General features: G+C 64.2%; 21 protein-coding genes and 2 pseudogenes. 12 read left to right on the top strand and 11 right to left on the bottom strand.

The genetic code is table 11. The features are described 5' to 3' along the window. Window positions 1–61 precede the first annotated feature (61 nt). Window positions 62–2,818, top strand: a complete 2,757-nt coding sequence (gene mutS / locus BN1233_RS04180) for a DNA mismatch repair protein MutS (RefSeq protein ID WP_052763692.1) — start codon at window positions 62–64, stop codon at window positions 2,816–2,818. Window positions 2,819–2,825: 7 nt separating this feature from the next. Here the strand turns inward: mutS and BN1233_RS04175 are convergent, their stop codons facing one another. Further along, window positions 2,826–3,923 carry a PAS domain-containing protein gene (locus BN1233_RS04175; RefSeq protein ID WP_046862117.1) on the bottom strand — a complete coding sequence of 366 codons (1,098 nt, stop codon included), beginning with the start codon at window positions 3,921–3,923 and terminating at the stop codon, window positions 2,826–2,828. A gap of 282 nt (window positions 3,924–4,205) precedes the next feature. Further along, window positions 4,206–4,802: a hypothetical protein gene (locus BN1233_RS04170; protein WP_046862116.1), complete on the bottom strand. Its 597-nt coding sequence runs from the start codon at window positions 4,800–4,802 to the stop codon at window positions 4,206–4,208. Between the two features lie 689 nt (window positions 4,803–5,491). On the opposite strand from BN1233_RS04170, the gene BN1233_RS04165 reads away from it, so the two are divergent. The 6 genes and pseudogenes from BN1233_RS04165 (at window position 5,492) to BN1233_RS04140 (ending at window position 13,609) form a co-directional block, all read left to right on the top strand. Beyond that, entirely contained in the window at window positions 5,492–6,469 is a 978-nt protein-coding gene (locus BN1233_RS04165; RefSeq protein ID WP_046862115.1) for a hypothetical protein, read from the top strand. A gap of 99 nt (window positions 6,470–6,568) precedes the next feature. Then, window positions 6,569–8,500, top strand: a complete 1,932-nt coding sequence (locus tag BN1233_RS04160) for a hypothetical protein (RefSeq protein WP_046862114.1) — start codon at window positions 6,569–6,571, stop codon at window positions 8,498–8,500. Between the two features lie 62 nt (window positions 8,501–8,562). Continuing rightward, window positions 8,563–10,506 carry a type I secretion system permease/ATPase gene (locus BN1233_RS04155; RefSeq protein WP_082145131.1) on the top strand — a complete coding sequence of 648 codons (1,944 nt, stop codon included), beginning with the start codon at window positions 8,563–8,565 and terminating at the stop codon, window positions 10,504–10,506. 16 nt (window positions 10,507–10,522) lie between these two features. Further along, a complete protein-coding gene (locus BN1233_RS04150) occupies window positions 10,523–11,863 on the top strand; it encodes an HlyD family type I secretion periplasmic adaptor subunit (RefSeq protein WP_074078245.1) in 1,341 nt (446 codons plus the stop codon). Window positions 11,864–12,085: 222 nt separating this feature from the next. Further along, window positions 12,086–12,820: pseudogene (locus BN1233_RS04145) on the top strand (magnesium chelatase domain-containing protein); the annotation flags it as partial. A 165-nt stretch (window positions 12,821–12,985) separates the two neighbouring features. After that, complete coding sequence (locus tag BN1233_RS04140; RefSeq protein ID WP_147706951.1) at window positions 12,986–13,609, top strand: hypothetical protein; 624 nt, start codon at window positions 12,986–12,988, stop codon at window positions 13,607–13,609. A gap of 12 nt (window positions 13,610–13,621) precedes the next feature. Here the strand turns inward: BN1233_RS04140 and BN1233_RS04135 are convergent, their stop codons facing one another. Then, on the bottom strand, window positions 13,622–13,843 hold the full coding sequence (locus BN1233_RS04135; protein WP_046862112.1) for a DUF6471 domain-containing protein: 222 nt from the start codon (window positions 13,841–13,843) through the stop codon (window positions 13,622–13,624). Between the two features lie 109 nt (window positions 13,844–13,952). On the opposite strand from BN1233_RS04135, the gene BN1233_RS04130 reads away from it, so the two are divergent. Next, window positions 13,953–14,912, top strand: coding sequence for an IS1595 family transposase (locus BN1233_RS04130; protein WP_046862111.1), 960 nt, complete (start codon window positions 13,953–13,955; stop codon window positions 14,910–14,912). Between the two features lie 67 nt (window positions 14,913–14,979). Here the strand turns inward: BN1233_RS04130 and BN1233_RS04125 are convergent, their stop codons facing one another. Both BN1233_RS04125 and BN1233_RS04115 read right to left on the bottom strand, forming a co-directional pair. Further along, the gene (locus tag BN1233_RS04125) at window positions 14,980–15,219 is read right to left on the bottom strand and encodes a hypothetical protein (RefSeq protein WP_046862110.1); all 240 of its coding nucleotides are present in this window, start codon (window positions 15,217–15,219) and stop codon (window positions 14,980–14,982) included. Window positions 15,220–15,884: 665 nt separating this feature from the next. Beyond that, window positions 15,885–16,319, bottom strand: a complete 435-nt coding sequence (locus BN1233_RS04115) for a hypothetical protein (RefSeq protein WP_046862108.1) — start codon at window positions 16,317–16,319, stop codon at window positions 15,885–15,887. An 86-nt stretch (window positions 16,320–16,405) separates the two neighbouring features. Here BN1233_RS04115 and BN1233_RS04110 point away from each other — a divergent pair. Together BN1233_RS04110 and BN1233_RS04105 are read left to right on the top strand one after the other, a co-directional pair. After that, window positions 16,406–17,224, top strand: a pseudogene (locus BN1233_RS04110) (YifB family Mg chelatase-like AAA ATPase); the annotation flags it as partial. Window positions 17,225–17,359: 135 nt separating this feature from the next. Beyond that, window positions 17,360–17,989, top strand: a complete 630-nt coding sequence (locus tag BN1233_RS04105) for a 2OG-Fe(II) oxygenase (protein ID WP_046862107.1) — start codon at window positions 17,360–17,362, stop codon at window positions 17,987–17,989. A gap of 280 nt (window positions 17,990–18,269) precedes the next feature. Here BN1233_RS04105 and BN1233_RS04100 read toward each other — a convergent pair whose 3' ends face one another. The 3 genes from BN1233_RS04100 to BN1233_RS04090 all read right to left on the bottom strand — a co-directional run bounded on the left by BN1233_RS04100 (window position 18,270) and on the right by BN1233_RS04090 (window position 21,556). Beyond that, window positions 18,270–20,567: a xanthine dehydrogenase family protein molybdopterin-binding subunit gene (locus BN1233_RS04100; protein ID WP_046862106.1), complete on the bottom strand. Its 2,298-nt coding sequence runs from the start codon at window positions 20,565–20,567 to the stop codon at window positions 18,270–18,272. Further along, window positions 20,564–21,034: a (2Fe-2S)-binding protein gene (locus BN1233_RS04095; RefSeq protein ID WP_046862105.1), complete on the bottom strand. Its 471-nt coding sequence runs from the start codon at window positions 21,032–21,034 to the stop codon at window positions 20,564–20,566. Before BN1233_RS04095 ends, BN1233_RS04100 begins: the two co-directional genes overlap by 4 nt. Before the next feature lie 117 nt (window positions 21,035–21,151). Beyond that, window positions 21,152–21,556, bottom strand: a complete 405-nt coding sequence (locus BN1233_RS04090) for a hypothetical protein (protein ID WP_046862480.1) — start codon at window positions 21,554–21,556, stop codon at window positions 21,152–21,154. 374 nt (window positions 21,557–21,930) lie between these two features. Between BN1233_RS04090 and BN1233_RS04085 the strand changes: the two genes are divergently transcribed. Together BN1233_RS04085 and olsB are read left to right on the top strand one after the other, a co-directional pair. Next, window positions 21,931–22,146: a hypothetical protein gene (locus BN1233_RS04085; RefSeq protein WP_046862104.1), complete on the top strand. Its 216-nt coding sequence runs from the start codon at window positions 21,931–21,933 to the stop codon at window positions 22,144–22,146. A 271-nt stretch (window positions 22,147–22,417) separates the two neighbouring features. Then, the gene (gene olsB / locus BN1233_RS04080; protein WP_046862479.1) at window positions 22,418–23,323 is read left to right on the top strand and encodes a l-ornithine N(alpha)-acyltransferase; all 906 of its coding nucleotides are present in this window, start codon (window positions 22,418–22,420) and stop codon (window positions 23,321–23,323) included. A gap of 20 nt (window positions 23,324–23,343) precedes the next feature. Here the strand turns inward: olsB and BN1233_RS04075 are convergent, their stop codons facing one another. From BN1233_RS04075 to BN1233_RS04065, 3 genes are read right to left on the bottom strand one after another with little or no spacing between them, the layout of a single operon-like run. Then, the gene (locus BN1233_RS04075) at window positions 23,344–24,210 is read right to left on the bottom strand and encodes an SDR family oxidoreductase (RefSeq protein ID WP_046862103.1); all 867 of its coding nucleotides are present in this window, start codon (window positions 24,208–24,210) and stop codon (window positions 23,344–23,346) included. Continuing rightward, entirely contained in the window at window positions 24,207–25,343 is a 1,137-nt protein-coding gene (gene queG / locus BN1233_RS04070) for a tRNA epoxyqueuosine(34) reductase QueG (RefSeq protein WP_048708796.1), read from the bottom strand. Before queG ends, BN1233_RS04075 begins: the two co-directional genes overlap by 4 nt. A gap of 11 nt (window positions 25,344–25,354) precedes the next feature. Continuing rightward, window positions 25,355–26,032 (bottom strand): glutathione S-transferase family protein, encoded by a 678-nt coding sequence (locus tag BN1233_RS04065; RefSeq protein WP_046862477.1) that lies wholly within the window; start codon window positions 26,030–26,032, stop codon window positions 25,355–25,357. Window positions 26,033–26,109 lie beyond the last annotated feature (77 nt).

Raw genomic sequence — 26,109 nt, 5'->3', positions numbered from 1 at the left:
CTCCTCCCGGCGGCCGTTCGCCTCGGGTGCGGGCATGCACCGCCTCTGATAGGGTCCCGGCATGTCCCAAGCCGGCGCACAGGCGCAATCCCGCATCGGATCACTGCCAGAGACAGAAGAGGCCCGAGGCGCTCCCGAAGCGCCCCGCAGCAGCCCCGCGGAGGCTGGCCGGGTCACGCCCATGATGGCGCAGTATCTCGCCATCAAGGAGGCTCATCCCGGGAGCCTCCTGTTCTACCGCATGGGCGACTTCTATGAGCTCTTCTTCGAGGACGCGGAGATCGCCAGCCGGGCCCTCGGGATCGTCCTGACGAAGCGCGGCCGACACCTCGGAGAGGAAATCCCGATGTGCGGCGTGCCGGTCGAGCGTGCCGACGACTATCTCCAGCGGTTGATCGCACAGGGCCACAGGGTCGCGGTCTGCGAGCAGACCGAGGATCCCGCGGAAGCGAAGAAGCGCGGATCCAAATCCGTCGTACGCCGGGACGTGATCCGCCTCGTGACGCCGGGCACGCTCATGGAGGAGCGTCTCCTCGATCCCGGCGAGGCCAATCTCTTCGTGGCCGTCGCGCGACGCCGTCTCTCGGACACGGCCTGGACCTACGGCCTTGGGGCGATCGACATCTCGACCGGCCGCTTTCTCGTCGAAAGCGCAGGCCAGCCCGACCTCCCGTCGGCCCTGGCGCGCCTTGCGCCGCGCGAGATCGTGCTTCCGGACGCTATCCACGACGACCCGGACCTGCGCGCCCTCTGGACCGAGAGTTCCGCGGCAATCTCGGTGCTGCCCCGGGACGGGCTCGACCCGGCTTCCGCCGAGCGCCGCCTCAAGGAGCATTTCGGGGTCGCGACGCTCGATGCGTTCGGGGCGTTCGACCGGGCCGAGATCGCAGCGGCGGGCTGCGCCCTCGCCTATGTCGCGCGCACGCAGCTCGCGCAACGCCCGGTCCTGGAACCACCTCGGCGGCGTGCCTCGGACCGGACGCTCGCGATCGATCCCGCGACCCGCGCCAATCTGGAGCTCACGCGAACCCTGCAGGGGCAGCGGGACGGCAGCCTTCTCGCTTCGATCGACCTCACCGTGTCTCCCGGCGGGGCGCGGCTTCTTGCCGAGCGCTTGGCAGGGCCATTGACGGATCTCGCGCTGATCCGCCGGCGGCACGATGCCGTGGATCATCTTCGGGCCGAGTCCAATCTGCGGGACGCCCTGCGGACCGCGCTGGCGCGCACGCCCGACATGGCCCGTGCCCTGTCGCGGCTCGCGGTCGATCGCGGCGGCCCGCGTGACCTCGCCGCTCTTCGCGACGGGCTCTTCGCCGCACGCGCGATGGCGGACCTCCTCGGCCAGGCCGGCGATCTCCCGGAGGAGATCGGGGCAGCTGCCGCAGCGCTCACGGAACTCGACACGGCGCTCGCCGAGGCGCTCGCGGCCGCGCTGGCCGACGACCTGCCGCTCCTGAAACGCGACGGCGGCTTCATCCGCGAGGGCTACGATCCGGACCTCGACGAGGCGCGCGCCCTTCAACAGGATTCACGTCAGGTCATTGCGGCGCTGCAGGCGCGCTATGCCGCCGAGACCGGCTGCCGGGCGCTTCGCGTCAAGCACAACAACCTGATCGGGTATTTCGTGGAGGTCCCACAGGCGGCGGGCGAGGAGTTCGTGAAGCCGCCGCTTAGAGACACCTTCGTGCATCGCCAGACCATGGCCGGCGCGATGCGCTTCTCGACGACGGAATTGAGCGGCCTCGAGGCGAAGATCGCCTCCGCGGCCGATCGCTCGGTGAAGATCGAGCTCACGCATTTCGAGAGCTTCGTCGCGCAACTCGTCGGCCATCACGAGATCATCACGCGCGCCTGCGATGCACTCTCGGTCATCGATGTGACGGCGGCCCTGGCGGAACTCGCAGCCGACCGGGAGTGGGTCAGGCCCGTCATGGAGGATGGCCTCGCCTTCTCGATCAAGGGCGGGCGGCATCCCGTCGTCGAGGCGGCCCTCAAGGCGCGAGGAACCGCCTTCATCGCCAACGATTGCGATCTCTCGGGCGAGGAGGCCGGCCGGATCCTTCTCGTGACCGGTCCGAACATGGGCGGCAAGTCGACCTATCTCCGCCAGAACGCCCTGATTGCGGTCCTCGCCCAGATGGGCTCCTTCGTTCCGGCCCGGATCGCCCGGATCGGCGTGGTCGACCGGCTGTTCTCTCGTGTCGGCGCCGCGGACGACCTTGCAAGAGGCCGCTCCACATTCATGGTCGAGATGGTCGAAACGGCTGCGATCCTGAACCAGGCCGGCCCGCGCTCCCTCGTGATCCTCGACGAGATCGGTCGCGGCACTGCCACCTTCGACGGGCTGTCGATCGCTTGGGCGGCAATCGAGCACCTGCACGAGCGAAACCGAGGACGTGCGCTCTTTGCGACCCACTTCCACGAGCTCACGGCCCTTGCGGAGCGGCTCCCGCGGCTCTCGAACGCCACGCTGCGCGTTGCGGAATGGCATGGCGACGTGGTGTTCCTCCACGAGGTCGTGCCAGGCGCGGCGGATCGCTCTTATGGCCTGCAGGTCGCACGCCTTGCGGGGCTCCCGCCGGCCGTGGTCGAGCGGGCGCGCGTCATCCTGTCGGAACTGGAGCGAACGGAGCGCGAGCGTCCGGCGCGCAACCTCGTCGAGGATCTGCCGCTGTTCGCAGCCGCGGCGCGCCCGGCCCCGGAGGCGCCTGCTCCGGATCGTCTTCAGGAAGCGCTCGCGGACCTTGATCCCGACGCTCTCACGCCTCGCGAGGCCCTCGAGGCGCTCTATCGCCTGAAGGCGATCGGCTCGGAATAGGTTTGGCCTAATCCTGGCGCCCGGCGAGCGGCACGGTGATCGTGACGCGCGTTCCAGGCTGTGCATCTGTCCAATCGATCTCGGCCTTGAGCTGCTTCGAGAGCATGTTGATCAGCAGGTGACCGAGCCCCGAGGCATCCGGATCGCCGCCCAGCCCAACTCCGTCACCCTCGACCGTCATGACCAGATTCGTTCCCGCTTGCCGGACGGCAATATGCAGCCGTCCGTCGTCGCTCTCCAGGGAAGCCTGCCGCATGGCACGGCCTGCAATTTCGTTGACGAGGAGACCCAGGGCCGAAGCCTGCGAAGCCGGGACCGTCAGGGGCTCGAGAGCGAGATCGACTCGGACGCCGCTCGCGCCCGGTTCGGCTCCGATTTCCTCCAGAAGCTCACGGATGAAGGCCGCGATATCGAAACGCCCGGTATCGCCGGAAGGGTCGAGCAGGCGATGCACCGTCGACAGCGCGCCGATGCGCTCTGCCAGATTGGAAAGCGCGCTCTCTGCGGACTCGCCGTTCAGGCACCGCGACTGGAGGTGAACGAGCGATGCGATCACCTGGAGATTGTTCTTGACCCGATGGTCGACCTCGTGAAGGAGGGCCGTCTTCCGATCGAGGGCGGATTGCAGTTCGTCGGCCACGTGCTCGAGGCGCTCTTCCGCAGCGGAGAAACGTACGGCAGCCTCTTTCCTGGCGCTAATGTCGGCCTGTGATCCGACAAAGTAGCGAAGGCGGCCAGCCTCGTTGCGGATCGGGCTGATCGTGAGAGCATTCCAGAACGGCGTGCCGTCCTTGCGGTAGTTCAGGACCTCCGTCTCGATCCGCTCGCCCGCTGAGATCGCCGCTGCAATCCGGGAAGCAACGGCTTGGTCGGTGCCCGGACCCTGCAGGAATCGGCAATTCCGTCCCATGACCTCGTCGCGCGCATAGCCCGTGAGATCCAGAAAGGCATCGTTGACGAAGAGGATTGGGCTGTCGTCGAGCAGGGCGTCCGCGATCAGCATCGGGACGCTTGCCGCATAAAAGGCAGCCATGAAGGGATGATCGGACCCTTCGGCCGCCACTCGTTGAGCCCCCAGGTGACGGGCCCGGGATCTGTTCGACATCCCTGCCTCGACTAGCAACGCAACATCACGCAACGCCTTCGAAGAACATTCAACACCCGGAAGGCCGCGAACGGAAGAGCTCGCCCGGCGGAACTTCCAGTATCTATGCCCCTCCAACGCCCGGATCGCCGCGCATTTTCCGCTCAAACCGTCGACAACGCCGACGGCCTGCCCAGGTTCCCGACACGAATGTCATGGCCGCGAGTTCGATAGGGCCGCCATGACCATCTCGCGCGATACGACATGGCGCGCAGGAGCGGGCGGCCGAGGTGGCCTCTCGTATCACGGCTCGATACGCTCGGTCCGCAAGCGGGCGTCGGGCTGGCTTTGCTGACGGATGTGGGCCTCCAGCACGGGCAGAAAGTCCCACAGGTCGCGATTGAGCACCTTCAGATCGGCAATCACCTCCTGCATCTCCCTGATCCGGTCATCATCGACCGGCCGCACGGCGCCGAACTTCAGGCGCCCCTTCGTCTCCGTGATTTTCATCAGGTGAGTGTGGGTGATCTCGCCGCTCTCATTAAGGCCGAACATGCAGTGGTTGAACTCGTTCCGAATCTTCGTACAGGCATTGAAGCGCTCGATCAGTTTCTCGAGCCGGGAAGCTACTGCCTTGTCGATGATTTTCACGGCTGCAAGACGCTGCACGAGGTCGAGTCGGGCTCGCGTCGTGTTCAGGGTCGAGAAGACAATGGCCGCTGCCGTCTGATCGGTGTCGAGAAGCAGCATCAGCACGTAGATGAACATGCTCTCGTTGTTGGACCAGCTGAAGCTGATATTGCCGATCAGGGCCAGGATGAGAGTGCGCCGGCTTGCAGTTTCCGGAGCAGCGGCCTCGATCGCTTCGAAACCGGGACGCGGCGGCAGTCGGGTCGTCACGGAATACTCCTCGGTTGGTGTACTTTTCGGGCACGGCCCACACGCATTTTCACCTTGGTCCAAGCCACGCCGTCAATCCGCTCACATCTGCGCTCCGGCAAGCTGTCCCGAGGGATGAACTCTCCACGGTCTTTAATCCGACGGCTACGTCGAAAGCGGAAGCCGTTAAGACGTCTTCCACATTGACCCAACGTAAAGTTATTTTTACCATTCGTTCACTGTCTGGGGTTGACGAGAAAACCGGATCGCTGGCCGTAGCCGCCTGAAAAGGACGATGGGGGGCGCTGGCCTGAGATCCAGTAGCAGATGTTGACGGTGCGCGGGCTGTTGCCTGAGCCGTCTGCAATTCACCATCTGCGCTTCCTCAAACAGCGAGTGTCCCGAGTTTCGCGTCTCTGTCGCCGCCCCGTTTGCCGGGACGTCGAATGCGGACGCGCGCCTCGGGCGGGGCTGGGGCACCACAGGCGGCCTCACAGCAGTCGCAATGGAAGGAGGTCACGCACTCGGAAGAACCAACTACTTCCTCACGGCACGGAGAGCCATGGGTCCTTGCGTCGGGCGGGCCTCGGGAGATCCGACCGTAAATTTCACAATCCGCACAGTAATGGCACGAGCCGACCGCACCCGTCGCAGACGAAGATGATCAGCGACGACGGAGAAGCCGTGCCCGAAGACGAAAGAGCACGCACATGTCTCGCGATTCCGATACCCGTAACGTCAATTCCGGCTCTGCTGCAGCGGCCCTGGGCCTTGCGGTTGCCGTAGACGATATCGAGAACGTCGGTAACGACACCAACAGCTACAACGATACCAATAGTCACAATTCCAGCGACAACGACAACATCACCGTTACGAAGACCGACAACGATAACGACAGCTACACCAAAAACGACAATGACACCTACACGAAGACGGTATCTCTGTCCGACAACGATGTGAAGAACAGCTATAACCAGGACAACGATACCAACAGCAACAACTACTCGGACAACGACACCTTCACGAAGACCATCACGGACAACGATACCTACACCAAAACGGTCTCCCTGTCCGACGACGATACCATCACGAAGTCGGTGAACCTGTCCGACGACGACGTCAAGAACAGCTACAACCAAGATAACGATATCGAGAATAGCTATAACCAGGATAACGACAGCTTCTCGAAGTCTGTCTCGGTGTCCGACGACGACGTCAAGGACAGCTACAATGCAACGGATATCGACACCACGGTCGATGTTGCCATTTCCGACGCGTTCAAGAAGATCGAGGACAGCTACAACTCCGACGACGACTGGCTGGAGCTCGACAACCTCAATTTCGACGTCCTCAACGTAGTGGGCGCCGGCACGCTTGCGGGCGCCGGAAACGACGCGATGTTCAACATCTCGCAAGTCAGCGAGATGACTGACAACGACAGACTCTACAATCCCAAGGTCGAGAACGACTCCTGGTTCAAGCAGGATGCCTACGCGGACGGTGGCCGGGCCGATGGTGCGGACGACTTGGACGATCGCGGCAGCGTCACGGCGAGCGCAGACGGCGTCGCGTCGATGGAGGCATTCACCCAGAACATCGTCATGGGTGCCAACATCCAGTACAACAACATCGACATGTCGGTCGTGGGCGGCGACAGCACCGTCACCGACGGCGGCGACATCTCCTAGTCTCCATCGCGACGACAGGAGCCCGCGCATTTGCGCGGGCTCCCTTGCCTTCAGGCGGGGAGGATCCTGCCTGTACCGCATCGATGCGAAGGGAATGGCATGTCGGACGGCGGCACTACGGAAATCATTTGGCATTTTGCGAGTTACCTGCGCCTTTTCGAGGACACCCCTGCGGACCGCGTCACTCATGACCCGTTCGCCTACGAAACTCGTGCCGTCGAGTATCACGTCGACTTGACGCCCGATGGCCTCCCGCGGGGTGATCTTCCCGAGTTGGGGTCCAAGGCGATTACAGTCAGCCTCCCGGTTGCACCCGCTGCATCTCTCCTGAAGCCTCTTGCTGAGCCGACACTGCAACTCGTTGAAGCGCCCGCGACCGTCCACTCCTCGCTCGGCGCTGTCCTGGCCAAGGTCCCGCTGATCGCCTCGGGCGTCGCGCCGGCGTCCTTTGGCTATGCCCATGGCAAGCCTTTACCTTCCGGGCCCGGCGATTCGGCTCCGCCCGCATACGGCGTCACTTACGAGGCCGGCGCGAACGACAAGCTCGCGGCCGTCACCCAGATGAATCTCCTATCCGACATCGACTCGCTGATCGGCGAGTCAGGTGTTGGCCTGAGCGGCATGCACCCGCTCGATGTTCCTGAAACCCTGGCAACCCTTCTCGGGGAGGCCCGGGCGGCGATACCCGAGGCTCTCGTTCCCGCGGGGCAGGCACCGCTCGATTGGAAAAACCTCGTCGCCGAACACGATGCTGCGCTCCGGGAGAACGGAAATGGCGGTGGTGCGCAGGCTGAGGCCGGTACCTACGTCAACGGCACTCTCGTGGAGAGCGAGCCCTCCGAGCCGCCGGCCCGCCCGGAACCGCCCGAGACCGGCGGCGCCGGCACACAGGTTCTCGAGACCGGCGGAAACAAGGCCATCAATGTTGCCGTCCTCGCTGACCTGAACGAGTCGGCGGGAACCCTCGTCGTGCTGGGGGACTATTTCGAGACCAACGCCATCGTTCAGGCGAACGTCTACAGCGATCGTGACCAGGTCCTGCCGGAGACGGCGCATTCCGCCCAGGCGCTCACGGGGGACAACCTCGCGCTCAACGTCGCAACTTTCATGGCGGATGAGATCGCAGGCCGACGGGGCGACAGGATCGGGCCCGATGGTCTCAAGGTCGACGTCACCATTGCTGATGGCGACGTGTTCGATGTGAAGGCCCTGGTGCAGCGCAACTGGATTCTGGACAACGACGAGGCGATCCAGAGCGCCTCCGATGGATACAGTACAGCGTTCATCGGCGGTAACGAACAGGGCAATGCCGCACGTTTCCTCGATCTCGGAAACTACGACGTCATCATCGTTCTCGGGGATTATCATGACTTCAATCTGATCTCCCAGACCAACGTTCTCATCGACGACGACATCCTCGGCGCGACAGCCGCCGAAGAGATCGGCGAGACCCACCTGCATGGCGGCCGCAATCATCTCGTCAACGAGGCCGCCATCGAGAATTACGGCGTCCGCGGCTTCGAGAGCGTGACCGACCATCTCGAAGATCTGATCGGCAGGCTTGGACGGCACGAGCAGGCGAGTCTCGACGACTGGTCGGGCTTCGCGGGCAGCGCGACCGGGCATCTCAGCGTGCTCCTCGTGCGCGGGGATTACTGGGATATCAACGTCGTCACCCAGACCAACGTCATCGTCGATGCCGATGTCGCCTTCCAGCATCTGCCCGGGGGCCGTGGTGATCAGTGGCTGGCGAGCGGCGGCAACGACGCGAAGAACGTCGCCAAGATCATCGATGTGGGTGGCGTCTTCGACCAATATCTGGGCGGCGAGCACTACACCGACGCGATCCTGATCCAGGCGGAATATGTGGATGCGAGTTCGGCGGTCCTGAGCCCGGATACGCTGGCGCTGGTGTCGGAGGCCGTGGCCTTCAGCGGCCTGCTCGACGAGGTCGAGAGCCATGATGACGCCTCGGCCCTGGCCAAGGGCATCCCGTCTCACGACGACATGATGGGATCCGTCCTCGCCTAGGGCCGTCCTATGGGCAGGCCGCAAAGAATTGACACGCAAACGAATTGTCAAAGGGATTGCACATGAGCAGAGACGCGGGCGCCCTGACTTTGCCCCGGGCGGAACCCTTCCAGCTCCTGCGGGTGGCCACCCCCGATACACGCGCCGAGGCCCCGGTCCCATCGGGCTCGCCCTCACCCATCCCGAGCGCCGAAGACGTGAAGCCGGAGAGGCCGTCACGCGGCGGGCAGGGTAGCGGTTCGGGCAGCAGCCAGGGAGGTGGTGGCGGACGCCGCGGCGGCAGCGTTCCCCTGCAGAGGCGCTCCGGCGACGGCGACTTCCGGGAGGTTCTCGGGAAAGGGCTGAATCGGTGCCGGCGCAATCTCGTCACGGTGGCGGTCTTCTCGCTCGCGGTGAACCTTCTCATCCTGGCGATGCCGATTTACCTGTTCCAGCTCTCGGACCGCGTCCTGACGAGCCGCAGCATCGACACGCTCGTCATGCTGACCGTGGTGGTGGTCGGCGCCGTGGTGATGCACGTGTTCATGGACATGATGCGCCGCTTCATTCTGATGCGCATCGCGGTCGAGGCGGAAAGCAAGCTTGGGGCTCCGGTCCTCGCCGCAGCGGCGAAAGCGTCCCAGGCTGGTTCCAGCAAGGAATTCCAGACCCTGGCCGATCTACAGCAGCTCCGCAGCTTCCTGACCGGCCCCGTCCTCCTGATGATGCTCGATGCCCCGGTGGCGCCGGTCTATCTGCTGGTGGTGTTCCTGATCCATCCCGATCTCGGCATGATCGTCAGCGCCACCGGCGTCATCCTGCTCGTGGTCGCCTATTTCAACCAGCGGCTCACGGCCGCCCCTTTCTCGACGGCGAGCGCATATTCGTCCCGGGCGAACCTGCAGGCAGACGCGATGGCGCGCAACGCGCAGGTGATCAATGCCATGGGCATGATCCCGGAGAGCGTGATGATCTGGGGCCGCGAGACGGCGGAATCCCTGAAGGCCCAGGTCAACGCCCAGGATCGCAACATCCTGATGTCGGCGCTATCCAAGCTGGTGCGCCTGGGCACGCAGGTCTGCATTTTGGGATGGGGTGCCTGGCTGTCCCTCAACCACAGCCTGACCGGCGGCATGGTCATTGCAGCCTCCATCGTGGCGGGGCGGGCGCTTGCTCCCGTGGAAGGGACGATCGAGGGATGGCGCAGCTTCGTGGCGGCCCGCAGCGCCTATGGACGGATCCGGAGCCTGCTTCTCAACTCGCCCCTGAACCTGGAGCGCCTGCGTCTGCCGCGGCCCGAGGGACGGCTCAATGTCGAGCGCGTCCTCTATGTGCCGCCGCCGAACAAGAAAGTCATCCTCAACGGCATCAATTTCACCCTTGAGCCGGGCGAGTCCCTCGCCGTCGTCGGCGCCTCCGGGACGGGCAAGTCCACGCTCGGGCGAATGCTGGTGGGCTCGATCACGCCCACGGCGGGCGCCGTCCGGCTCGACTCCATGGATCTGCGCAATTGGGACCCGCGCCAGTTCGGGGAGAGCGTGGGCTACCTGCCTCAGGACGTGCAACTCTTCCCCGGCACGATCAAGGCGAACATCGCCCGCATGCGCGGCGATGCTACCGACGCGGAGGTGTTCGAGGCGGCGGAAATGGCAGACGTGCACGAGATGATCTCGCAATTCGCGCAAGGCTACGAGACCATCGTCGCCATGGACGGCAGCCCGCTGTCCGGCGGGCAGAAGCAGCGGATCGGCTTGGCACGGGCCTTCTTCGGTGACCCGAGACTCGTCGTCCTCGATGAGCCGAACTCGAACCTGGACAATCCCGGCGAAGTGGCGCTCGCGCGTGCCCTGATCCGGGCGAAGGAGCGCAGGATTACGGTCGTCGCCATCACCCAGCGCCCGGCGCTTCTGAAGAGCGTCGACAAGATCCTGATCATGAAGGACGGCTCCGTGCAGGCCTTCGGAGCACGGGACGAGATCCTGCCCATCCTGGCCGGCAAGCGCCCGGGCAGCGGGCTGGCCGAGTGAGCAGACGGGGACAGTCATGACGCAGCCGACAGCCCAGAAGGAATGGTACGCCGATGTGCCCCGGAGTACGAAGGGCCCCACGCTCTATGGATTCGCCGCCATCGTGTTCGCGCTCGGCGGGTTCGGGTTCTGGAGCGGCACCGCTCCGATCGCCGGGGCGGTGGTCGCCAACGGCGTGTTCGTGACGGATGGCCAGAATAAGACGATCCAGCACCTGGAGGGCGGGGTCATCAAGGAGATCCTGGTCCGGGAAGGCGACTCGGTCGAGGCCGGCCAACCCCTGGTCCTTCTCGACGATACGGCGCCCCGGGCGGAGCTACGCCGACTGACGCTCCGCCAAGTGCGCCTTTCCGCCATGGAAGCCCGCCTTCAGGCGGAATCCCGCGACGAGGAGCAGGTTGCCTTCCCGCCCGATCTCGTCAGCGCAGCCCAGAAGGACCCGGATATTGCGGGGATCATCCTCGCCCAGCGCAACGCCTTCGAGGCGCGACGCAACAATCTGCACAGTGAGGCCGCAACCCTCGAGGCCGGCATCGACGCACTAGAGGAGCGCATCAAAGGTGGGAACACCCAGCTGGAGGCCGTCGACCAGCAGCTCGCCCTGATCCAGGAAGAGCTCGATACCAAGTCCGGCCTCCTGAAAGGCGGCATGATCCGCAAGTCCGAAGTGCTCGCCCTGAAGCGGGCCAAGGCCAATCTCCAGGGCGAGACGGGCCGCCTCATCGGCGAGATCGGCGATGCGAAGGAGCGTATCGCGCGAATCCACGAGCAGATCCTCGGCCTGCACAACGCGGCCAAGAAGACGGCCACCGAACAGCTGCAGGAGGCGCAGGCCGAACTCAACGATGTCCGCGAGCGGATCCGCGCTGCTACTCGCGTCGTCGAGCGGGTCGCGATCACGGCGCCCGTGAAAGGCGTGGTCGTGAAGCTGCGCTATCATACGCCCGGCGGCGTGATCGAGCCCGGCAGGGGCATCCTGGACATCGTGCCGGTGCGCGATCACCTCGTGGTCGAAGCGCGCGTCAGGCCTCAGGACATCGACGACGTGCATTCCGGACAATCTGCAACTGTCCGCCTCTCGGCGCTCAGCCAGCGCGTGACCCCGATGATCACCGGAAAAGTCGTCTACGTCTCGGCCGACGCATTGCCGGACGACAAGAGCAATCCGGGAGTACGCAGCGATGTCTATGTGGTGCGCGTGGCCCTGGATGAGGCCGAGTCCTCTTCGATCAAGAACTTCGAGCCGACGCCGGGCATGCCGGCAGAGGTCTACATCATGACGGCGCAGCGGACGTTCCTGGAATATCTGATGCAGCCGCTCAGGGACAGCATGTCCCGGGCCTTCCGGGAGTCGTGAGGAGCGGCGGGCAGTCGGCGCGACCGCAGCGCCGACTGTCTCTGGCCGTTTGACCGATCCTGCCCTCTCCATCTGGCCGAGTGTGAATCGCCGGATCGGGCGACCACCGGCCTTGTTCTCCGTCTTCCGCTACAGCTACGCTCGATGAGGTTGGCCGTCGGCCTGCGCATCGCGCGAGGCGAACGCTCTCGCGCGATGCTCCGGACAGCAGTGAGTTCGAGCATGGTGACACGCGTCTCGACGGTGGCGTTCGAAGGAATCGAGGCGCGCCAGGTCGATGTTCAGGTCCACATCGCAGGCGGAAGCGTCGCCTTCATTCTGGTCGGCCTGCCCGACAAGGCCGTGGCGGAATCCCGCGAACGGGTCCGGGCCGCGTTGACGGCATCCGGTCTCGCACTCCCTTCGAAACGCGTCACGATCAATCTCGCGCCGGCAGACCTCCCGAAGGAAGGGAGCCACTATGATTTGCCGATCGCGCTCGGGCTCATGGCGGCGATCGGCGCCATTCCCTCCGATGCCCTGCAGGGCTTCACCGTGCTCGGTGAACTGGCGCTCGACGGATCGATCGCCTCGGTCGCCGGCGTGCTTCCGGCGGCGCTCGCCGCGCATGCGCGGGGACATGGCCTGATCTGCCCCGAGGCATCCGGACCGGAAGCCGCCTGGGCGGGTCCGGAGATCGAGATCATTGCGCCACGCTCCCTGATCCAGCTCGCCAACCATGTGAAGGGCACGCAGATCCTGCGACGACCCGAGCCCGCCATTGCTCCGGTGCCGGAGGGGCTTCCCGATCTCAGGGACATCAAGGGGCAGGAGAGCGCGAAGCGCAGCCTCGAGATCGCGGCTGCCGGATCGCATAATCTCTTGATGAGCGGTCCTCCAGGTGCCGGCAAGTCGATGCTCGCGCAGCGCCTCGCCTCGATCCTGCCGCCGCTCTCGCCACGCGAGCTCCTCGGCCTTATGTAGCAAATGCACCAAGCCAAAGCTTGGCAGTGCTCCGTGCCGGGGTGGCGCGGGAATGACTACACAGGATGTCGCATGTGGTGTTAGCTGCCCCTCATGGGGCGGCGTAGGATTTGGAAGGCAGTTCGGCGGATGGGGCGCCGGGGGTGGGGGACTATTGGGGTGGTCACCACCATCTTGGGCTTTGCTGGCGTCCCAGACGACTTGGAAACTTGGTATCGCTGGTTCGACGTTCTGTTGGGCTGGATCGACGCGGTGGTAAACGACCCGCTCGCTCTGGCCCTCGCGCGGCATGCGGTGACTGTCGCCGATTTCGTGAATCAGGATTGGTTCAGGGTCACTCTTGTCTTAGGCGGCCTCGTCGTGATGATTTGGCCGTTAAGGTGGTTCTGGCGATTGCGCCACAACCTTCGGTATCGGTGGAGACGCGCGTTGGTAGAGCAGGTTTGGATATCTGACGAGGATGCAAAGCGCGTTATGCGGGACAGCCCTTGGGGCCAGCTGAAAGAGCCCACAATCACCATTGGCTATTCGTTTCTCGACAATCTCGTCGGGAAAAGGGAGATCATTAGCGGGCTTTCCGAGGGCGAAAAGAAGCTGGTCAAGTTCAACGCTTACATCTCCAGAACGCTCGACAAGTTTTGCGAGAACAATTCTGATGCAGTTCGAGTGGTTGATGGGAAACGAGAGGTCGATGAGGTCGCTCTCAGGAAGTTTTTGGATTTGTTGGTTGAAAAAGAACTAATACAGGACTTCGGGGACATTCCAGACATTCGTTTGGGCTGATGATTGTCGTGCTCAGTCCAGGCGGATCTCCTTCGCTCCAATTGCTGTCAGAACCTGCAACAGGAATACGGCCGTAAAGCCGCCCCGGCTTATCTTGTTCTTGATGTTCGCCTCCGTTTCGCGAACCCCGAGAGCCTCCAGCCGTTCGGCCAGATCCCGGTAGCTCACGCCCCGGCGCTTCAATTCTGCCTTCAGGAGGTTCTTGGTCCGCTCCTGCCAGTCCTGGTCCGGCATGCCCGTCTCCGTATCTGATGCCCAAGGTCATCATATTCGATACGAATGGCATTGACAACGTGACCATATGTCATCATATTCGATACCAAGGTATCGGATTTGGCGACCAATGGCACAACACTTCCTCCTCTCGGCTCAGGCCCGCACCCTCTCCCTCAAGGAGATCTACAAGGGTGGCGAGGAGAAGGCTTACGAGACTTTCCGCCGACTGCGCTGGCCCGCCACAAACGGCGCTCCGGTCTGCCCTCGCTGCTCCTGTGCCGAAGCCTATGACATCGCCACCCGTCGCCGCTTCAAGTGCAAAGCGTGCGGCCATCAGTTCTCGGTCACCTCGGGGACGATCTTCGCATCGCGCAAGATGGCCTTCACGGATCTGCTCGGCGCCATTGCGATCTTCGTCAACGCCGTAAAGGGCCTCTCGGCCCTCCAGCTCTCGCGCGACCTGAACGTCCAATACAAGACGGCCTTCGTGCTGGCTCATAAGCTCCGCGAAGCCCTCTCGGCCGAGATGAAGGGCCTCGTCATGGACGGCGAGGTCGAGATCGACGGTGCCTATTTCGGCGGCCATGTCCGCCCCGAGAACCGCAAGGAGGATCGCAAGGACCGCCGCCTCCGCGAGAACCAGACCGGCAAGCGCCGGGTCGTGGTGGCCCTTCGCGAACGCGGTGGCCGCACGCTGCCCTTCGTGACTCTGCAAGAAGCCGACGGCGTCGAGATCGCCCGCAAGCACGTTGCCGCCGACGCCGCGATGTTTGCCGACGAAGCCTCACACTGGGACGAGCTGCACGCCTTCTTCCCGATGGGCCGGATCAATCACTCGCTGTCCTACGTCGAGGGCAACGACCACACGAACTGGGTCGAGAGCTACTTCTCCCGTCTGCGCCGGATGGTGAGCGGCCAGCACCACCACGTCTCCCCGCGCTACCTCTATCAGTACGCCAACGAGGCCGCTTGGAAGGAAGATCACCGCCGTTTGCCCAACGGATCGGCCTTCACTCGGACGCTGGTTCTGGCCCTCGCTAGCCCGATCAGCCGCACGTTCAAGGGCTACTGGCAGCGGGCCTCATAACGCCGTGCACCGCGGGCAACAAAAAAGCCCGCCAGCTGGCGGGCTTCCGATCACAGGCTGGGCGGTATTAAGCCGCCAGCTCGACATCGTCCTGAAGATCAATGCCGTCAGGATCGCTCACCAGCGCCTTCTCATCGGCACCATCCCACTGTTCCCACTCGTCCTGTGAGAGCTGGTCAACCAAAGTGTTCCGCCCGGACGCGTAGAACTTTGCGGCGTGGGCACGACCCTCCCGGAAGAAATCCAGAAACTCGTCGGGCGCCTCAACAGACTCAGGCGCTTGCCCAGTGGGGAGCCTCATAACCATCTCAAAGTTCCTTGCACAGATAGGTCGCCGCTACGCGGCGTATCCGGTACGGAACATACCGGTACCGGGCGTACTTGGTTGGGTCAATCGGGTTCTTTATGAGGACGCGCTGGCATCCAAGTAGCTTCGCATACTCCTCCGCACACGCCAAGATAGGGAGGAGGGCGCCTCCCCGAAGGTAGGTCGGGGCAAACGACCTTTCAACCCAATTTATGGTTAAGTGGGTCTTGCCGTCCGAGGGCTTGCCGAGTGCCATCGCCTGTAGAACGTCCGAACCGCCGATTTGTTGCCAGATAGCAACATCAAAGAACGAGGGGGTCGGAGCAAACTTGTAAAACAGAGTTTCCCAACTTTCTGAAAAGCCAAGATGCGTTTCTTGGGAGTAAAATTTAGGCCATTCCAGCCGAGAATAATCTATTGCTTCTTTGGTTATAGAGCCTATGACCATCCCATGCCATGGGCTCGGCCTTCTCGACTTCTCAATTTTCTGACGAAAGCTGTCTGCTACTGCAACGCGCGACTGGACTCTGAGCGAGTAGTAATACGCGTGCTTTGGCGAAATCGCGAGAATGGCCTGCCCCCCAGCAAGACCCCTATGATTGAGGGAGGTCGCTGGAAAAGCAACCCCACGAGCGCGGGGCAACGGTGCCCCGGAGGCACACTGCTCACCGCGCGATCTCCCAGAGGTTATACATCCCCGGCCCGCTGAGTGACCGCACGACGCCCATGTTGCGGCGGTCCCTGAGGGACGCGCCGACGCGGCGGGTCATCAGCCGGAACAGCTTCTCATCGCCCATATTCAAGGCCCGGCGCCTCATGAGGGCAGCGGCCACATCCCGCGTCGAAAGCGGCTCCTTGGCCTGTCTGAGGATGCCCATGACGACGCGGTTCATCTCGCCGCGTTTCGACCAATCCTCCGGTGGCCGGAACGCCTTCGCCTTGATGGTCGCCAGCTCGTATTTCGGGTCGAACTGGAGGATGACCTTGTCGAGGGCTTCAAGGTCGTTCACCAACTCCGCAAGCCGGTCCTGGGTGCGTTCGATCTCGCCGGCCATCTCGGCGCGGCGCTTCACCAAGCCGCTGATGACGAACTCGTTCATGTTGCCCTCCTGAAAACGGAGGATAACCTAGCAATCTGAGAGGCTTAAGGCTGTCTCGGAGTTGGTGCATTTGCTACATAAGGCCGGAGCTCCTCGAAGTCTCGATGATTCAGTCCGTCGCGGGGCAGCTCCCGGACGGTGCGCTCTCGAACCGCCGGCCGTTCCGGGCGCCGCATCACTCGGCCTCGATGGCGGCGCTCGTCGGCGGCGGCACCGGCGCGCGGCCGGGTGAAGTGTCGCTCGCGCATCACGGCGTGCTCTTCCTCGACGAGCTTCCCGAGTTCCAGCCGCAGGTGCTCGATTCCTTGCGCCAGCCCCTCGAAACCGGCGAGGTGATGATCGCGCGGGCGCAAGCGCGCGTCACCTACCCGGCCCGGTTCCAGCTCGTCGCCGCCATGAATCCGTGCCGCTGCGGCCAAGCCACTGAGCCAGGCTTCGCCTGCCGGCGGCAGCCGAACGACCGCTGCATGGCGCAATACCAGGCGCGCATCTCCGGGCCGCTCCTCGATCGCATGGATCTCTCCATCGACGTGCCGGCCGTGACGGCGGCGGATCTTATCCTGCCGCCGCCGACGGAAGGCTCGGCGGAAGTCGCGGGCCGGGTCGCTGCGGCCCGCGAGCGGCAGATCCGGCGTTTCGCCGCGCTCGGCCGCGAGGACATCCGCTCCAATGCGCATTGTCCGCCGCCCCTCGTCGAGGAGATCGCTCGGCCCGATCCGGAAGGCGTATCGCTGATCCGCGATGCCGCCGACGCCATGCGGCTCTCAGCCCGCGGCTTCCATCGGGTTCTGAAGGTCGCGCGGACGCTGGCCGATCTCGACGGTGAGGACCGCGTCCGGCGCATCCACATCGCGGAGGCGCTCTCCTATCGTGCCCAGAGCGATCGCCGGCCGGCGGCGGCGTGAGGGGCGGCGAAAGCCAAAAAATGCCAAGGCTGCTCGATCCAGCCATGCTGCCTTTGACGCACCGGAAACCGCCCCGGTTGATTCTCTCCGCCCTTGCCCCTAGCCTCCGGCGATTCTTTCGCAGGCGAATGATCGATGGCTTTCTCTGTCCTGAATCCCGAGGCGGTGCGCCAGGCACCCCTCTCACGCGAGCCCTACTCCTTCTTCCTCGGTTCCGGTGTCCTCAAAGAGGACGCTATCCCGGACCTGAAGCGGGATTTCCCGGACATCACCAAGCCGGGTTATCTGACCGTCAACGAGGTCGACCTCAAGGGGCGCTTCAAGGCTCTCGTGGATGAGCTGGAGAGCGAGGAGTTCACCGAGGAGCTGTCGAAGAAGTTCGGCAAGGACCTCCATCCCTACCCGCGCCTGACGACGATCCGGAAGCTGTCACAGGCCAAGGACGGGCGTATCCATACCGACGGCCCCTCGAAGGTCATGACCTTGCTCGTCTACATGAACGACGAATGGGACACTGGCGGCTCGGGGCGGCTGCGCGTTCTCTATGACGAGAAGAACTTCGAGCCCTACGCGGCCGAGGTTCCGCCTACCATGGGCACGGTGTTCGCCTTTCTCCGGTCGGACAATTCCTGGCACGGACACCAGCCCTTCACCGGCGAACGCAAGGTCGTCCAGGTGGCCTGGGTCACGAGCGCGGAGGAACTCGACCGCAAGAAGAACCGCAACAAGTGGCAGCAGATGTTCAAGGGCATCTTCGGGCGGTAGGACTGATCCGGAGAGGGTGGCTTTCTGCACGATGGCATCACCGCCAGAGTTGGCGCCGCCACCCTCCCCCGGACGCCTCGCCCATCGAGGGAGAGGTGAAGCGGCGGCAGCTCGAATATCACCTCGCCTCCTGTGGGAGAGCTCGCCCCAATTTGGCAGAACGAACCCAAATCTACCTTCACCCCGCCCCTTGTGGGTCGCCCCAAGGGGCGGGTGAGGGGTGAGCCACGGAGCTAAATCACATAGGCTCTACACAGGAATCTGCTCGGCGCGCACCCGCTCACGCGCGCAACTGGTCTCCGATCGGAACCTGTCGAATTCTCTTTCCCGTCGCGGCGAACACGGCATTGAGAATGGCGGGCATCACCGGCGGCAGTCCGGGTTCACCGACACCGCCCAGAGGTTGCGCGTAACTCTCGCCGGGTATGAGGTGGACATTGATCTCCTTCGGTGCGTCGAAAATGCGCGGCACCATGTAGCTGTCGAAATTGTCCTGCTCGGCGCGCCCGTTTCGGAACGAGATTTCGGACGCATTCGCCATTCCGACGCCCATGACCACCGCGCCCTGCATCTGCGCACGAATGCGATCCGGGTTGACCTGCGGACCGCAATCGACGGCGATGTCGACGCGCGGGATCGCAAGCTTGCCGTCACCGCCGACATCGACTTCCGCGGCCACGGCCGCATAGGTCACGAAGCTGTAATGCCCCGCGATCCCGAGTCCCCGGCCTTTCGGGAGCTGACGGCCCCATCCGATTCCCTTGGCGGCCGTCTCGACGACGCGGCGCAGCCGACCGGTATCGATCGGATACAGCCTCGGATCCTCGCCGTAGTTCCAGACATCCCCCTGCTCCGTCGGATCGATGAGGCGGGCCGGCCCGATCACGTCGAGGAGATAATCCTTCGGATCCCGGCCAGCGGCATGCGCGAGCTCGGACACGAAGCATTGGATCGCGAAGGCGTGCGGAATGTTGGACACCGACCTATACCAGCCGATGCGGACATGGGCCTGAGCTTCGGGATTCTCGCTGCGAATGTTAGGAATGGCGAACGGCATGTTCGTCACTCCCATGCCGAGTTCCATCGGGAGTTCGTGCTTCGGATCCGGTGCGAAGATCGATCCGATCGTCGGCGCAACCGTGCGGTGGAGCCAAGCCGCCGGCAGGCCGCGCTCGTCGAGACCGGCTTCGAGATGCTCGATGGACACCGTGTGATAAAAGCTGTGATGCAGGTCGTCCTCCCGCGTCCAGGTCACCTGCACCGGCGCGCCGTCCATCGCCTGACTCAGGAGGCCTGCCTCGAGCACGAAGTCAGGCTTGGACTTTCGCCCAAAGCCTCCGCCGAGCAGCGTCACGTTCACCTTGACCTTGTCCTCGGGCAGTCCGAGCTTCTCGGCGAGGCGCGTGCGCGTGACCTGGGGCGCCTGAACGCAGGCCCAGGCTTCGCAGCGCCCATCCTTGATCTGAACGAGCGCGGCCGGAGGCTCCATCGGGGCCTGTGCGAGATGCGGGATGTAATACTCGGCCGTGACGCGCTTCGCCGCCTTGGCCATCGCCTCGTCGACGTCGCCTTCGTTCCGAATGACCTTGCCGGGCTTGCGGGCCGCCGCCTCAAGTTCGGCCTTGTAGCTATCGGACGAATAGCCGGCATTCGGGCCGTCGTCCCACGTGATCTTCAGCTTCTCGCGCCCACGGATCGCGGCCCACGTGTTCCTTGCGATGACGGCGACTCCACCGATCGGCTGGAACTCGGAGGGGACGGCGGGACGGTCGATCTTCACGACCTTGACGACGCCCGGCACCTTCATGGTTTCCGTAGCATCGTAGGAGGCTACTGCACCGCCATAGACCGGCGGGCGAGCGATAACGGCGTGCAGCATGCCTTCCGCACGCGCGTCGATCCCGTAGATCGCCTTGCCGGTCGTGATATCGCGGTTGTCGACGAGGCTGATCGTGTCTCGGCCGATGTAGCGGAAAGCGGATGGGTCCTTGAGCTTTAGGCTCTCGCGTGAGGGGACCGGCAGATCCGCCGCTGCGGCTGCGAGTTCGCCATAACCCAGCGTTCGCTGCGTGGCCTCATGCACGACCGCGTGATGGCCGGCCTTCACCTGCGCAATCGGTACACCCCATTGCTTGGCCGCGGCCTGCTCGAGCATGGTTCGTGCAGCCGCACCCGCGCGCCTCATTGGCATGAATTGGTGGCGCAGCGAGCGGGAGCCGTCCGTGTCCTGATTGCCGAAATGGGCTTCGTCGGCATAGGCCTGCACGACGCGCACCTTGGACCAATCGGCTTCGAGCTCGTCGGCAATCACCATGGCAATCGACGTACGCACGCCCTGGCCCATCTCCTGACGATGGCAGGTCACGGTGACGGTGCCGTCCGGATCGATGGCGATGAAGATCTTCGGGTCATCGCGCCAGCCATGCGGCATCGCATCGGCCCCGAACTTCTTCTCCTGTGCGCGCACTCTCTGCGCGCCCGTTACGGCGAGGATGAATGCTCCGGCAGCCATTCCGGCGAGAAAGCCGCGCCGGCTGACATTCACGATCCGTGTCGCGGAATCCGAGTGATGCGTCATAGCCGGGCTCCTTTCGTATCTTTGCTGGCCGCTCTCTTGATCGCGGCGCGAATGCGCGGATACGTGCCGCATCGGCAGATATTCCCGCCCATCGCGGTGTCGATGTCGTCGTCGGACGGATTCGGCGTGTTCTTCAGAAGCGACACCGCCTGCATGATCTGTCCTGCCTGGCAGTAACCGCATTGCGCAACATTGAGATCGCGCCAAGCGACCTGCACAGGGTGGTTGCCGTCCGGAGACAGACCTTCGATGGTTGTAATCTCCATGCCCTCGACGGCCGCCATCGGCGTGACACAGGCGCGTGCCGCGCTACCGCCGAGATGCACGGTGCAGGCTCCGCATTGTGCGATCCCGCATCCGAACTTGGTGCCGGTGAGCCCGAGCTCGTCGCGCAGGTACCAGAGAAGCGGCATCTCCGGATCGCCATCATAGGAGTGCGTGATACCGTTCACGATGAGTGTCGTCATGACAATGTCCTGTCAGGTCATTCTCTGTGGTCTCGGCGAAGGGACTGGGCCTCACGGATCATCGGGATGCTCAGATCGGCTCCAGCTCAGACCCATAGTCCGGGATTTACCGTCCGATCATTGTTTCAGGTCGAGTTGCCGCTGCGCTTCGGCGAGAGCTTCCTGGCAGGCTGCAGCGTTGCCCTCCTGATCGAGCGCCTTGGCCCGATTCAATATCGCTCTTGCCTGCATGACATTGTCTCCACCGCCGAGTTCAGCAGCCTGACCTGTCTTGGCATCCAGTCCAGGCGAAGCCGGTTCCGGCGTGGCCGCTTCCGCCGGGCGTCCCTCCATGTGCTCGCCTTTACCTTCGCGGGATGCAGCGACTGCCTTTCCTGATGTCGATACGGAAATCGATTCCGTCGCCGCGTTATCGACTCGCACCTCGAGAGCACGAATTCCGTCACTGCAAGGCGATGCGGCGACGGGGACTGCCGAAAGACTGCAGAAAGCCCCAGCGAACAGGAACACGGCTGACCGCATGAGCATCTCCAGGTTCGGTCGGAATGGTCGGTCAACACTTCCGCGCGAGAGCAAGTTCCTGAGGAATCCGGCATTGGACATCAGATGCGGCTGCTTGGCGCGTCACCCGATTTCACGGCCGGCAGGAGCTTAGTCGCTGCAGTGGTTGCCCGCTCGTAAACACCCGCGAGTGAGCGTCGAACGAAGTCATGTCGCTCCGTTCGCCATCCCCCTGCCCTCGCGGGGCGTTAGGGGCCAGCGTTGCTTAACCGGGGGTGACGCCCTTTGCCGCCACGTCGACGAATCCGGTTACGCCCCGCAAACCGCCTTTCTCAAGTCGTTCTTCAGATCTCGCTGCCATTGCTCTCCGTGGGAAGGCTGACACCGGGACTGCAATGGGGGAATTTCTTCCGCTGGAGGCGCTCGTCGCGCCATTGGCGGCCATCACGACCTTGGCGCTCGGGGCATCGGTAATGCTCCTGCGGGACTGTCTTCGTCTCGAGGGGACATGCCGCAGGCTTCAGGAGAAGGCTATCGAGCTGGAGGCGCAGCTGAGATCGATCCGATCATCGGACCAGGAACTCGACGGCGGCGCTTCCAACGTGGCCTGACCACGAGCCAGACCTTTGCCGGCTCGCAAGACATGCCGCTCGGGCAGGGCGCCCGTAAGAGATCGGTCGCGCCACGGAGGTTTCCGGCGTTGCGGGCCGCCTCGCGGGCACGATACGAGCTGTCACAAAACCGTTGGACGACTATGATGGTGTCCGGCAAAGGTTGGCTGGGATACGCGGCAAGAGCCGGAGCGGCCCGCCCGTGGGGTTGTCAGACTTGTCCTTCATCTCCGAAACGTCCTCAGAGACTTTCCGCCCGCATGCTCGGGGCCTGCCGCCCGCTTCCGGGCGCGCACCAAAGGGACCGGGCGGCACCAGGCTGCTGCCGGGGCTGAACCGTCCGGTCCGCAATCATGGAACGCTGAACCCGGTCCTCGGCCGGCTCGGATCTCTGGAGGTCCGCCTCGCGACCACGACGAGGGAAATCCGACAGGCCCAGCGTCTTCGCTTCAAGGTCTTCTACGAGGAGATGTCGGCGGCGCCGAACGCCGCCTCGATGATTTCCCGGCGCGACATCGATGACTACGACTTCGTCTGCGACCACCTCCTCGTCCTGGACCACGATGTCGAACGAAAGCCGTTCAGGCCTGTGAAGCCGCGCGTCGTGGGAACCTACCGTCTCCTTCGGCAGGAAGTTGCGGATCGGCACTGGGGTTTCTACACGAGCAGCGAATACGACCTTCAGCCGCTTCTGGACGCCCATCCGGATCTGCGCTTCCTGGAGCTCGGACGCTCCTGCGTGCTCAAGCCCTATCGCAACAAGCGCACCGTGGAACTGCTCTGGCACGGGATCTGGAGCTATGTGCTCCATCACCGGATCGACGTGATGATCGGCTGCGCGAGCCTCGAGGGCACCGATCCCAGCCAGCTCGCACTTCCTCTGAGTTTCCTTCATCATCATGCCCGCGCTCCTGAAGAGTGGCGCGCGAAAGCGCTCCCCGAGCGGGCAACGTCAATGGATCTCCTCGCCAAGGAAGCCATCAATCCAAAAGCGGCGCTCCACGCGTTGCCTCCCCTGATCAAGGGCTATCTCCGACTGGGCGCGAGCTTCGGCGAGGGAGCGGTGATTGATCGCCAGTTCGGCACCACCGACGTGCTGGTGATCCTCCCCGTCTCGGCGATCAACCAGCGCTATATCGGCCATTTCGGGGCGACGGCGGACCGCCACGCCGCCTGACAGGACGACCTGTGCGCGTCTCACGCGCGGCCTTCGCCTGCCGCATACAAGGCGTTCAGGCCCTCGCGATAGTTAGGATAGGCGAGTTTCACACCGAGATCGTCCTTGATGAGACGATTGGCGATGCGTTTGTTCTCGCCATAGAACCGCGCCGCCACGGGCCCGAGAGCGGCCTCTTCGAAAGGGATCTCGGGTGGCGGCTCGCGGCCGAGCAGCGACGCCGCATAGGCGATGACATCCTGAGGCGGAGCCGGCTCGTCATCGGCGAGATTATACACGGCGCCCGCTCGCGGTCGGTTCATCGAGGCGAGCAGCGTCGAAACGATGTCGTCGACATGGATCCGGTTGAAGACCTGCCCGGGCTTGACGATCCGACGGGCGGTCCCCCTCCTCAGATTCGCGAGCGCGTTTCGCTGAGGTCCATAAATGCCGGAGAGACGAAAGACCTGTGTCGACCGACCGGTCTCTTCGCCGAGGCGCAGCCACTCCCTCTCCGCGGCGAGACGTGACCTCGAGGCTTCCGTCTGCGGTCGCTCGGGCGCAGTCTCGTCGATCCAGCGCCCCCCGCAATCGCCGTATACGCCGGTCGTCGAGAGATAGCCGATCCACCGGATGCCCGATTCAGCAATGGCCTCGCCGAGGAGCCTCGCGCCCGGATCGCCTCTGGAATCGGGCGGTGCCGAGACGACGAGGGCCGCGGATGCGAGGAGCGCAGAGCGGATCGCGGCGTCGTCCCGGCCGGCCACGAAGATTTCGAGGCCCCGGGCCCTGAGGACGGATGCGCTTTCCTCGGTCTGCACGACGCCGCTAACGGTGGCGAACCGCTCGCGCATCCGTTCCGTGAGGTGGGCCGCCGTATAGCCGAATCCGAAGACGAAAAGCCTCATGCGGCGTGCTCGGTTTCGGCGAGGCGGGCTGCACCTTCCTGCCACTCGCCGAGAACGTTCGTGTCCGTCTCCTGGGCAGCGTGCCGTGCGGCGAGACCGGAGAAAGACCTGCCATCCAAGAGGCGGCTCAACGCCCAGACGGCCATGGCCCGCACCAGGGGTGACGGGTCCTCAAGCAAGGGAATCGCCTCCTTGGCCAACCGGCGATCCCGCGAGTTTCCGATCGCGATCAGAACGTTGCGGACGAAGCGGTCACGCCCCGTCCGTTTGATCGGTGTCCCGGCAAAACGTTTGCGAAACGCGGCATCGTCGAGGCGCACGAGTTCCGCGAGCGGCGGCGCGATCAGGTCCTCGCGCGCGGCGAGGCGTGCCTCGCGTCCCGTCACCGCGAACTTGTTCCAGGGACATACTGCGAGGCAATCGTCGCAGCCGAAGATCCGGTTTCCGATGCCTTCGCGAAGATCGGCAGGGACATGGTCCTTGGATTCGATCGTGAGGTAGGAAATGCAGCGCCTGGCATCGAGCTGATAAGGTGCCGGAAAAGCCCTGGTCGGACAGGCATCCAGGCAGCGCCTGCACGAGCCGCAACGGTCGCGCTCGGGCGGGTCGACGGGCAGCGCTGCCGTCGTAAAGATGGCGCCGAGGAAAAGCCAGTTGCCGAATTCCCGAGAGACCAGGACGGTATGCTTGCCCTGCCAGCCGAGGCCGGCAGCCTGGGCGAGCGGCTTTTCCATGACGGGCGCCGTGTCGACGAAAACCTTCACGTCCGCTTCCGCGCGCGAGGCGAGAAAACCCGCGAACTCCTTCAGCCTGCCCTTGATGACGTCGTGGTAGTCCCGCCCCTGCGCATAGACTGAAATCGTTCCGCGATCGGGCTGCGCGAGCGGCGCCAGAGGATCGCTCTCGGGGCCGTAATTGACGCCCACCATTACGATGCTGCGCACCTCCGGCCAGAGATTGCGCGGCGCGGCGCGGCGTCCGTCCGGGTCCGCCATCCAGCCCATGGAACCGTGCCGGCCTGCCTCGAGCCAGGCCCGGAGCCGCTCCGGCGCTTCCGGGATCGCGTCCGGAGCTGCGACCCGGACCAGATCGAAACCGAGTGCGGCACCCCGCTCCCGGAGCGCGGCCTTCAGGTTCTCGCCATTCAGAAGTCGAGATCCGCGTAGTGCTCGCCCGGCGCCATGCCGGGCACCCGGTCGGCCAGCAGGGTCCGGAAGGCCGGCCGGGACTTCACCCTCGCATACCACTGCTTCGCTGCCTCGTCCTCGTTCCATGGCACGTCGCCGAGATAATCCGCCGCCGACAGATGGGCGGCGGCGGCGAGATCCGCAAATGTCAGCTCGCTGCCCGCAAGCCAGTTCCGCGTGGCCGCGAGCCAGCCGATATACTTCAAATGGTACCGGATGTTGGATCGCGCGGCGCGGATCGCGCTCATGTCCGGCGGTCCTCCGCCCGTGTCCGGCGGCATGAACCGTTTATGGATCTTTTCGGTGACCAAGTAGTCCGTGACTTCGCCGTGGAATTTCCCGAGGAACCAGTCCATCAGGCGCCGGACCTCGATTCTTTGGGCAGGAGCCATCGGGAGAAGGCGCCGGCGTCCCGCCCGTTGCTCATCGAGATATTCCGCGATCACCCAGGCGCCGGGAACGACGTGGTCTCCGTCGATCAGAACCGGGGTCGTTCCAGCCGGATTGAGCTCCAGAAGTCCCTGCCGCCGCTCCCAGGGCCGCTCCTCGCACAGCTCGGCCTCGAGCCCCATCTCGCCCATCACGAGACGCACGAAACGCGAGTGCGGGCAGAACGGCGCGTGGTGCAGGAACATGGAACTTCGATCGCGGGAAGTGGGGGCGAGAATAAGGCCGCTTTCGGTTAATGCGCCGTAATCGCAGACGGTAGGAA

The sequence above is a fragment of the Microvirga massiliensis genome (assembly GCF_001006805.1).
Lineage (GTDB): Bacteria > Pseudomonadota > Alphaproteobacteria > Rhizobiales > Beijerinckiaceae > Microvirga > Microvirga massiliensis.
The sequence above is the reverse complement of the archived record's forward strand: the minus strand, read 5'-3'. Positions and strand labels throughout refer to the sequence as shown.

What these genes read in the sequence shown, in the direction of transcription:
- mutS (WP_052763692.1), top strand. Translation starts at nt 62, where the DNA reads ATGTCCCAAGCCGGCGCACAGGCGCAATCCCGCATCGGATCACTGCCA.
- BN1233_RS04175 (WP_046862117.1), bottom strand. Translation starts at nt 3,923, where the DNA reads ATGTCGAACAGATCCCGGGCCCGTCACCTGGGGGCTCAACGAGTGGCG.
- BN1233_RS04165 (WP_046862115.1), top strand. Translation starts at nt 5,492, where the DNA reads ATGTCTCGCGATTCCGATACCCGTAACGTCAATTCCGGCTCTGCTGCA.
- BN1233_RS04160 (WP_046862114.1), top strand. Translation starts at nt 6,569, where the DNA reads ATGTCGGACGGCGGCACTACGGAAATCATTTGGCATTTTGCGAGTTAC.
- BN1233_RS04155 (WP_082145131.1), top strand. Translation starts at nt 8,563, where the DNA reads ATGAGCAGAGACGCGGGCGCCCTGACTTTGCCCCGGGCGGAACCCTTC.
- BN1233_RS04150 (WP_074078245.1), top strand. Translation starts at nt 10,523, where the DNA reads ATGACGCAGCCGACAGCCCAGAAGGAATGGTACGCCGATGTGCCCCGG.
- BN1233_RS04135 (WP_046862112.1), bottom strand. Translation starts at nt 13,843, where the DNA reads ATGCCGGACCAGGACTGGCAGGAGCGGACCAAGAACCTCCTGAAGGCA.
- BN1233_RS04130 (WP_046862111.1), top strand. Translation starts at nt 13,953, where the DNA reads ATGGCACAACACTTCCTCCTCTCGGCTCAGGCCCGCACCCTCTCCCTC.
- BN1233_RS04125 (WP_046862110.1), bottom strand. Translation starts at nt 15,219, where the DNA reads ATGGTTATGAGGCTCCCCACTGGGCAAGCGCCTGAGTCTGTTGAGGCG.
- BN1233_RS04115 (WP_046862108.1), bottom strand. Translation starts at nt 16,319, where the DNA reads ATGAACGAGTTCGTCATCAGCGGCTTGGTGAAGCGCCGCGCCGAGATG.
- BN1233_RS04105 (WP_046862107.1), top strand. Translation starts at nt 17,360, where the DNA reads ATGGCTTTCTCTGTCCTGAATCCCGAGGCGGTGCGCCAGGCACCCCTC.
- BN1233_RS04100 (WP_046862106.1), bottom strand. Translation starts at nt 20,567, where the DNA reads ATGACGCATCACTCGGATTCCGCGACACGGATCGTGAATGTCAGCCGG.
- BN1233_RS04095 (WP_046862105.1), bottom strand. Translation starts at nt 21,034, where the DNA reads ATGACGACACTCATCGTGAACGGTATCACGCACTCCTATGATGGCGAT.
- BN1233_RS04090 (WP_046862480.1), bottom strand. Translation starts at nt 21,556, where the DNA reads ATGCGGTCAGCCGTGTTCCTGTTCGCTGGGGCTTTCTGCAGTCTTTCG.
- BN1233_RS04085 (WP_046862104.1), top strand. Translation starts at nt 21,931, where the DNA reads ATGGGGGAATTTCTTCCGCTGGAGGCGCTCGTCGCGCCATTGGCGGCC.
- BN1233_RS04075 (WP_046862103.1), bottom strand. Translation starts at nt 24,210, where the DNA reads ATGAGGCTTTTCGTCTTCGGATTCGGCTATACGGCGGCCCACCTCACG.
- BN1233_RS04065 (WP_046862477.1), bottom strand. Translation starts at nt 26,032, where the DNA reads ATGTTCCTGCACCACGCGCCGTTCTGCCCGCACTCGCGTTTCGTGCGT.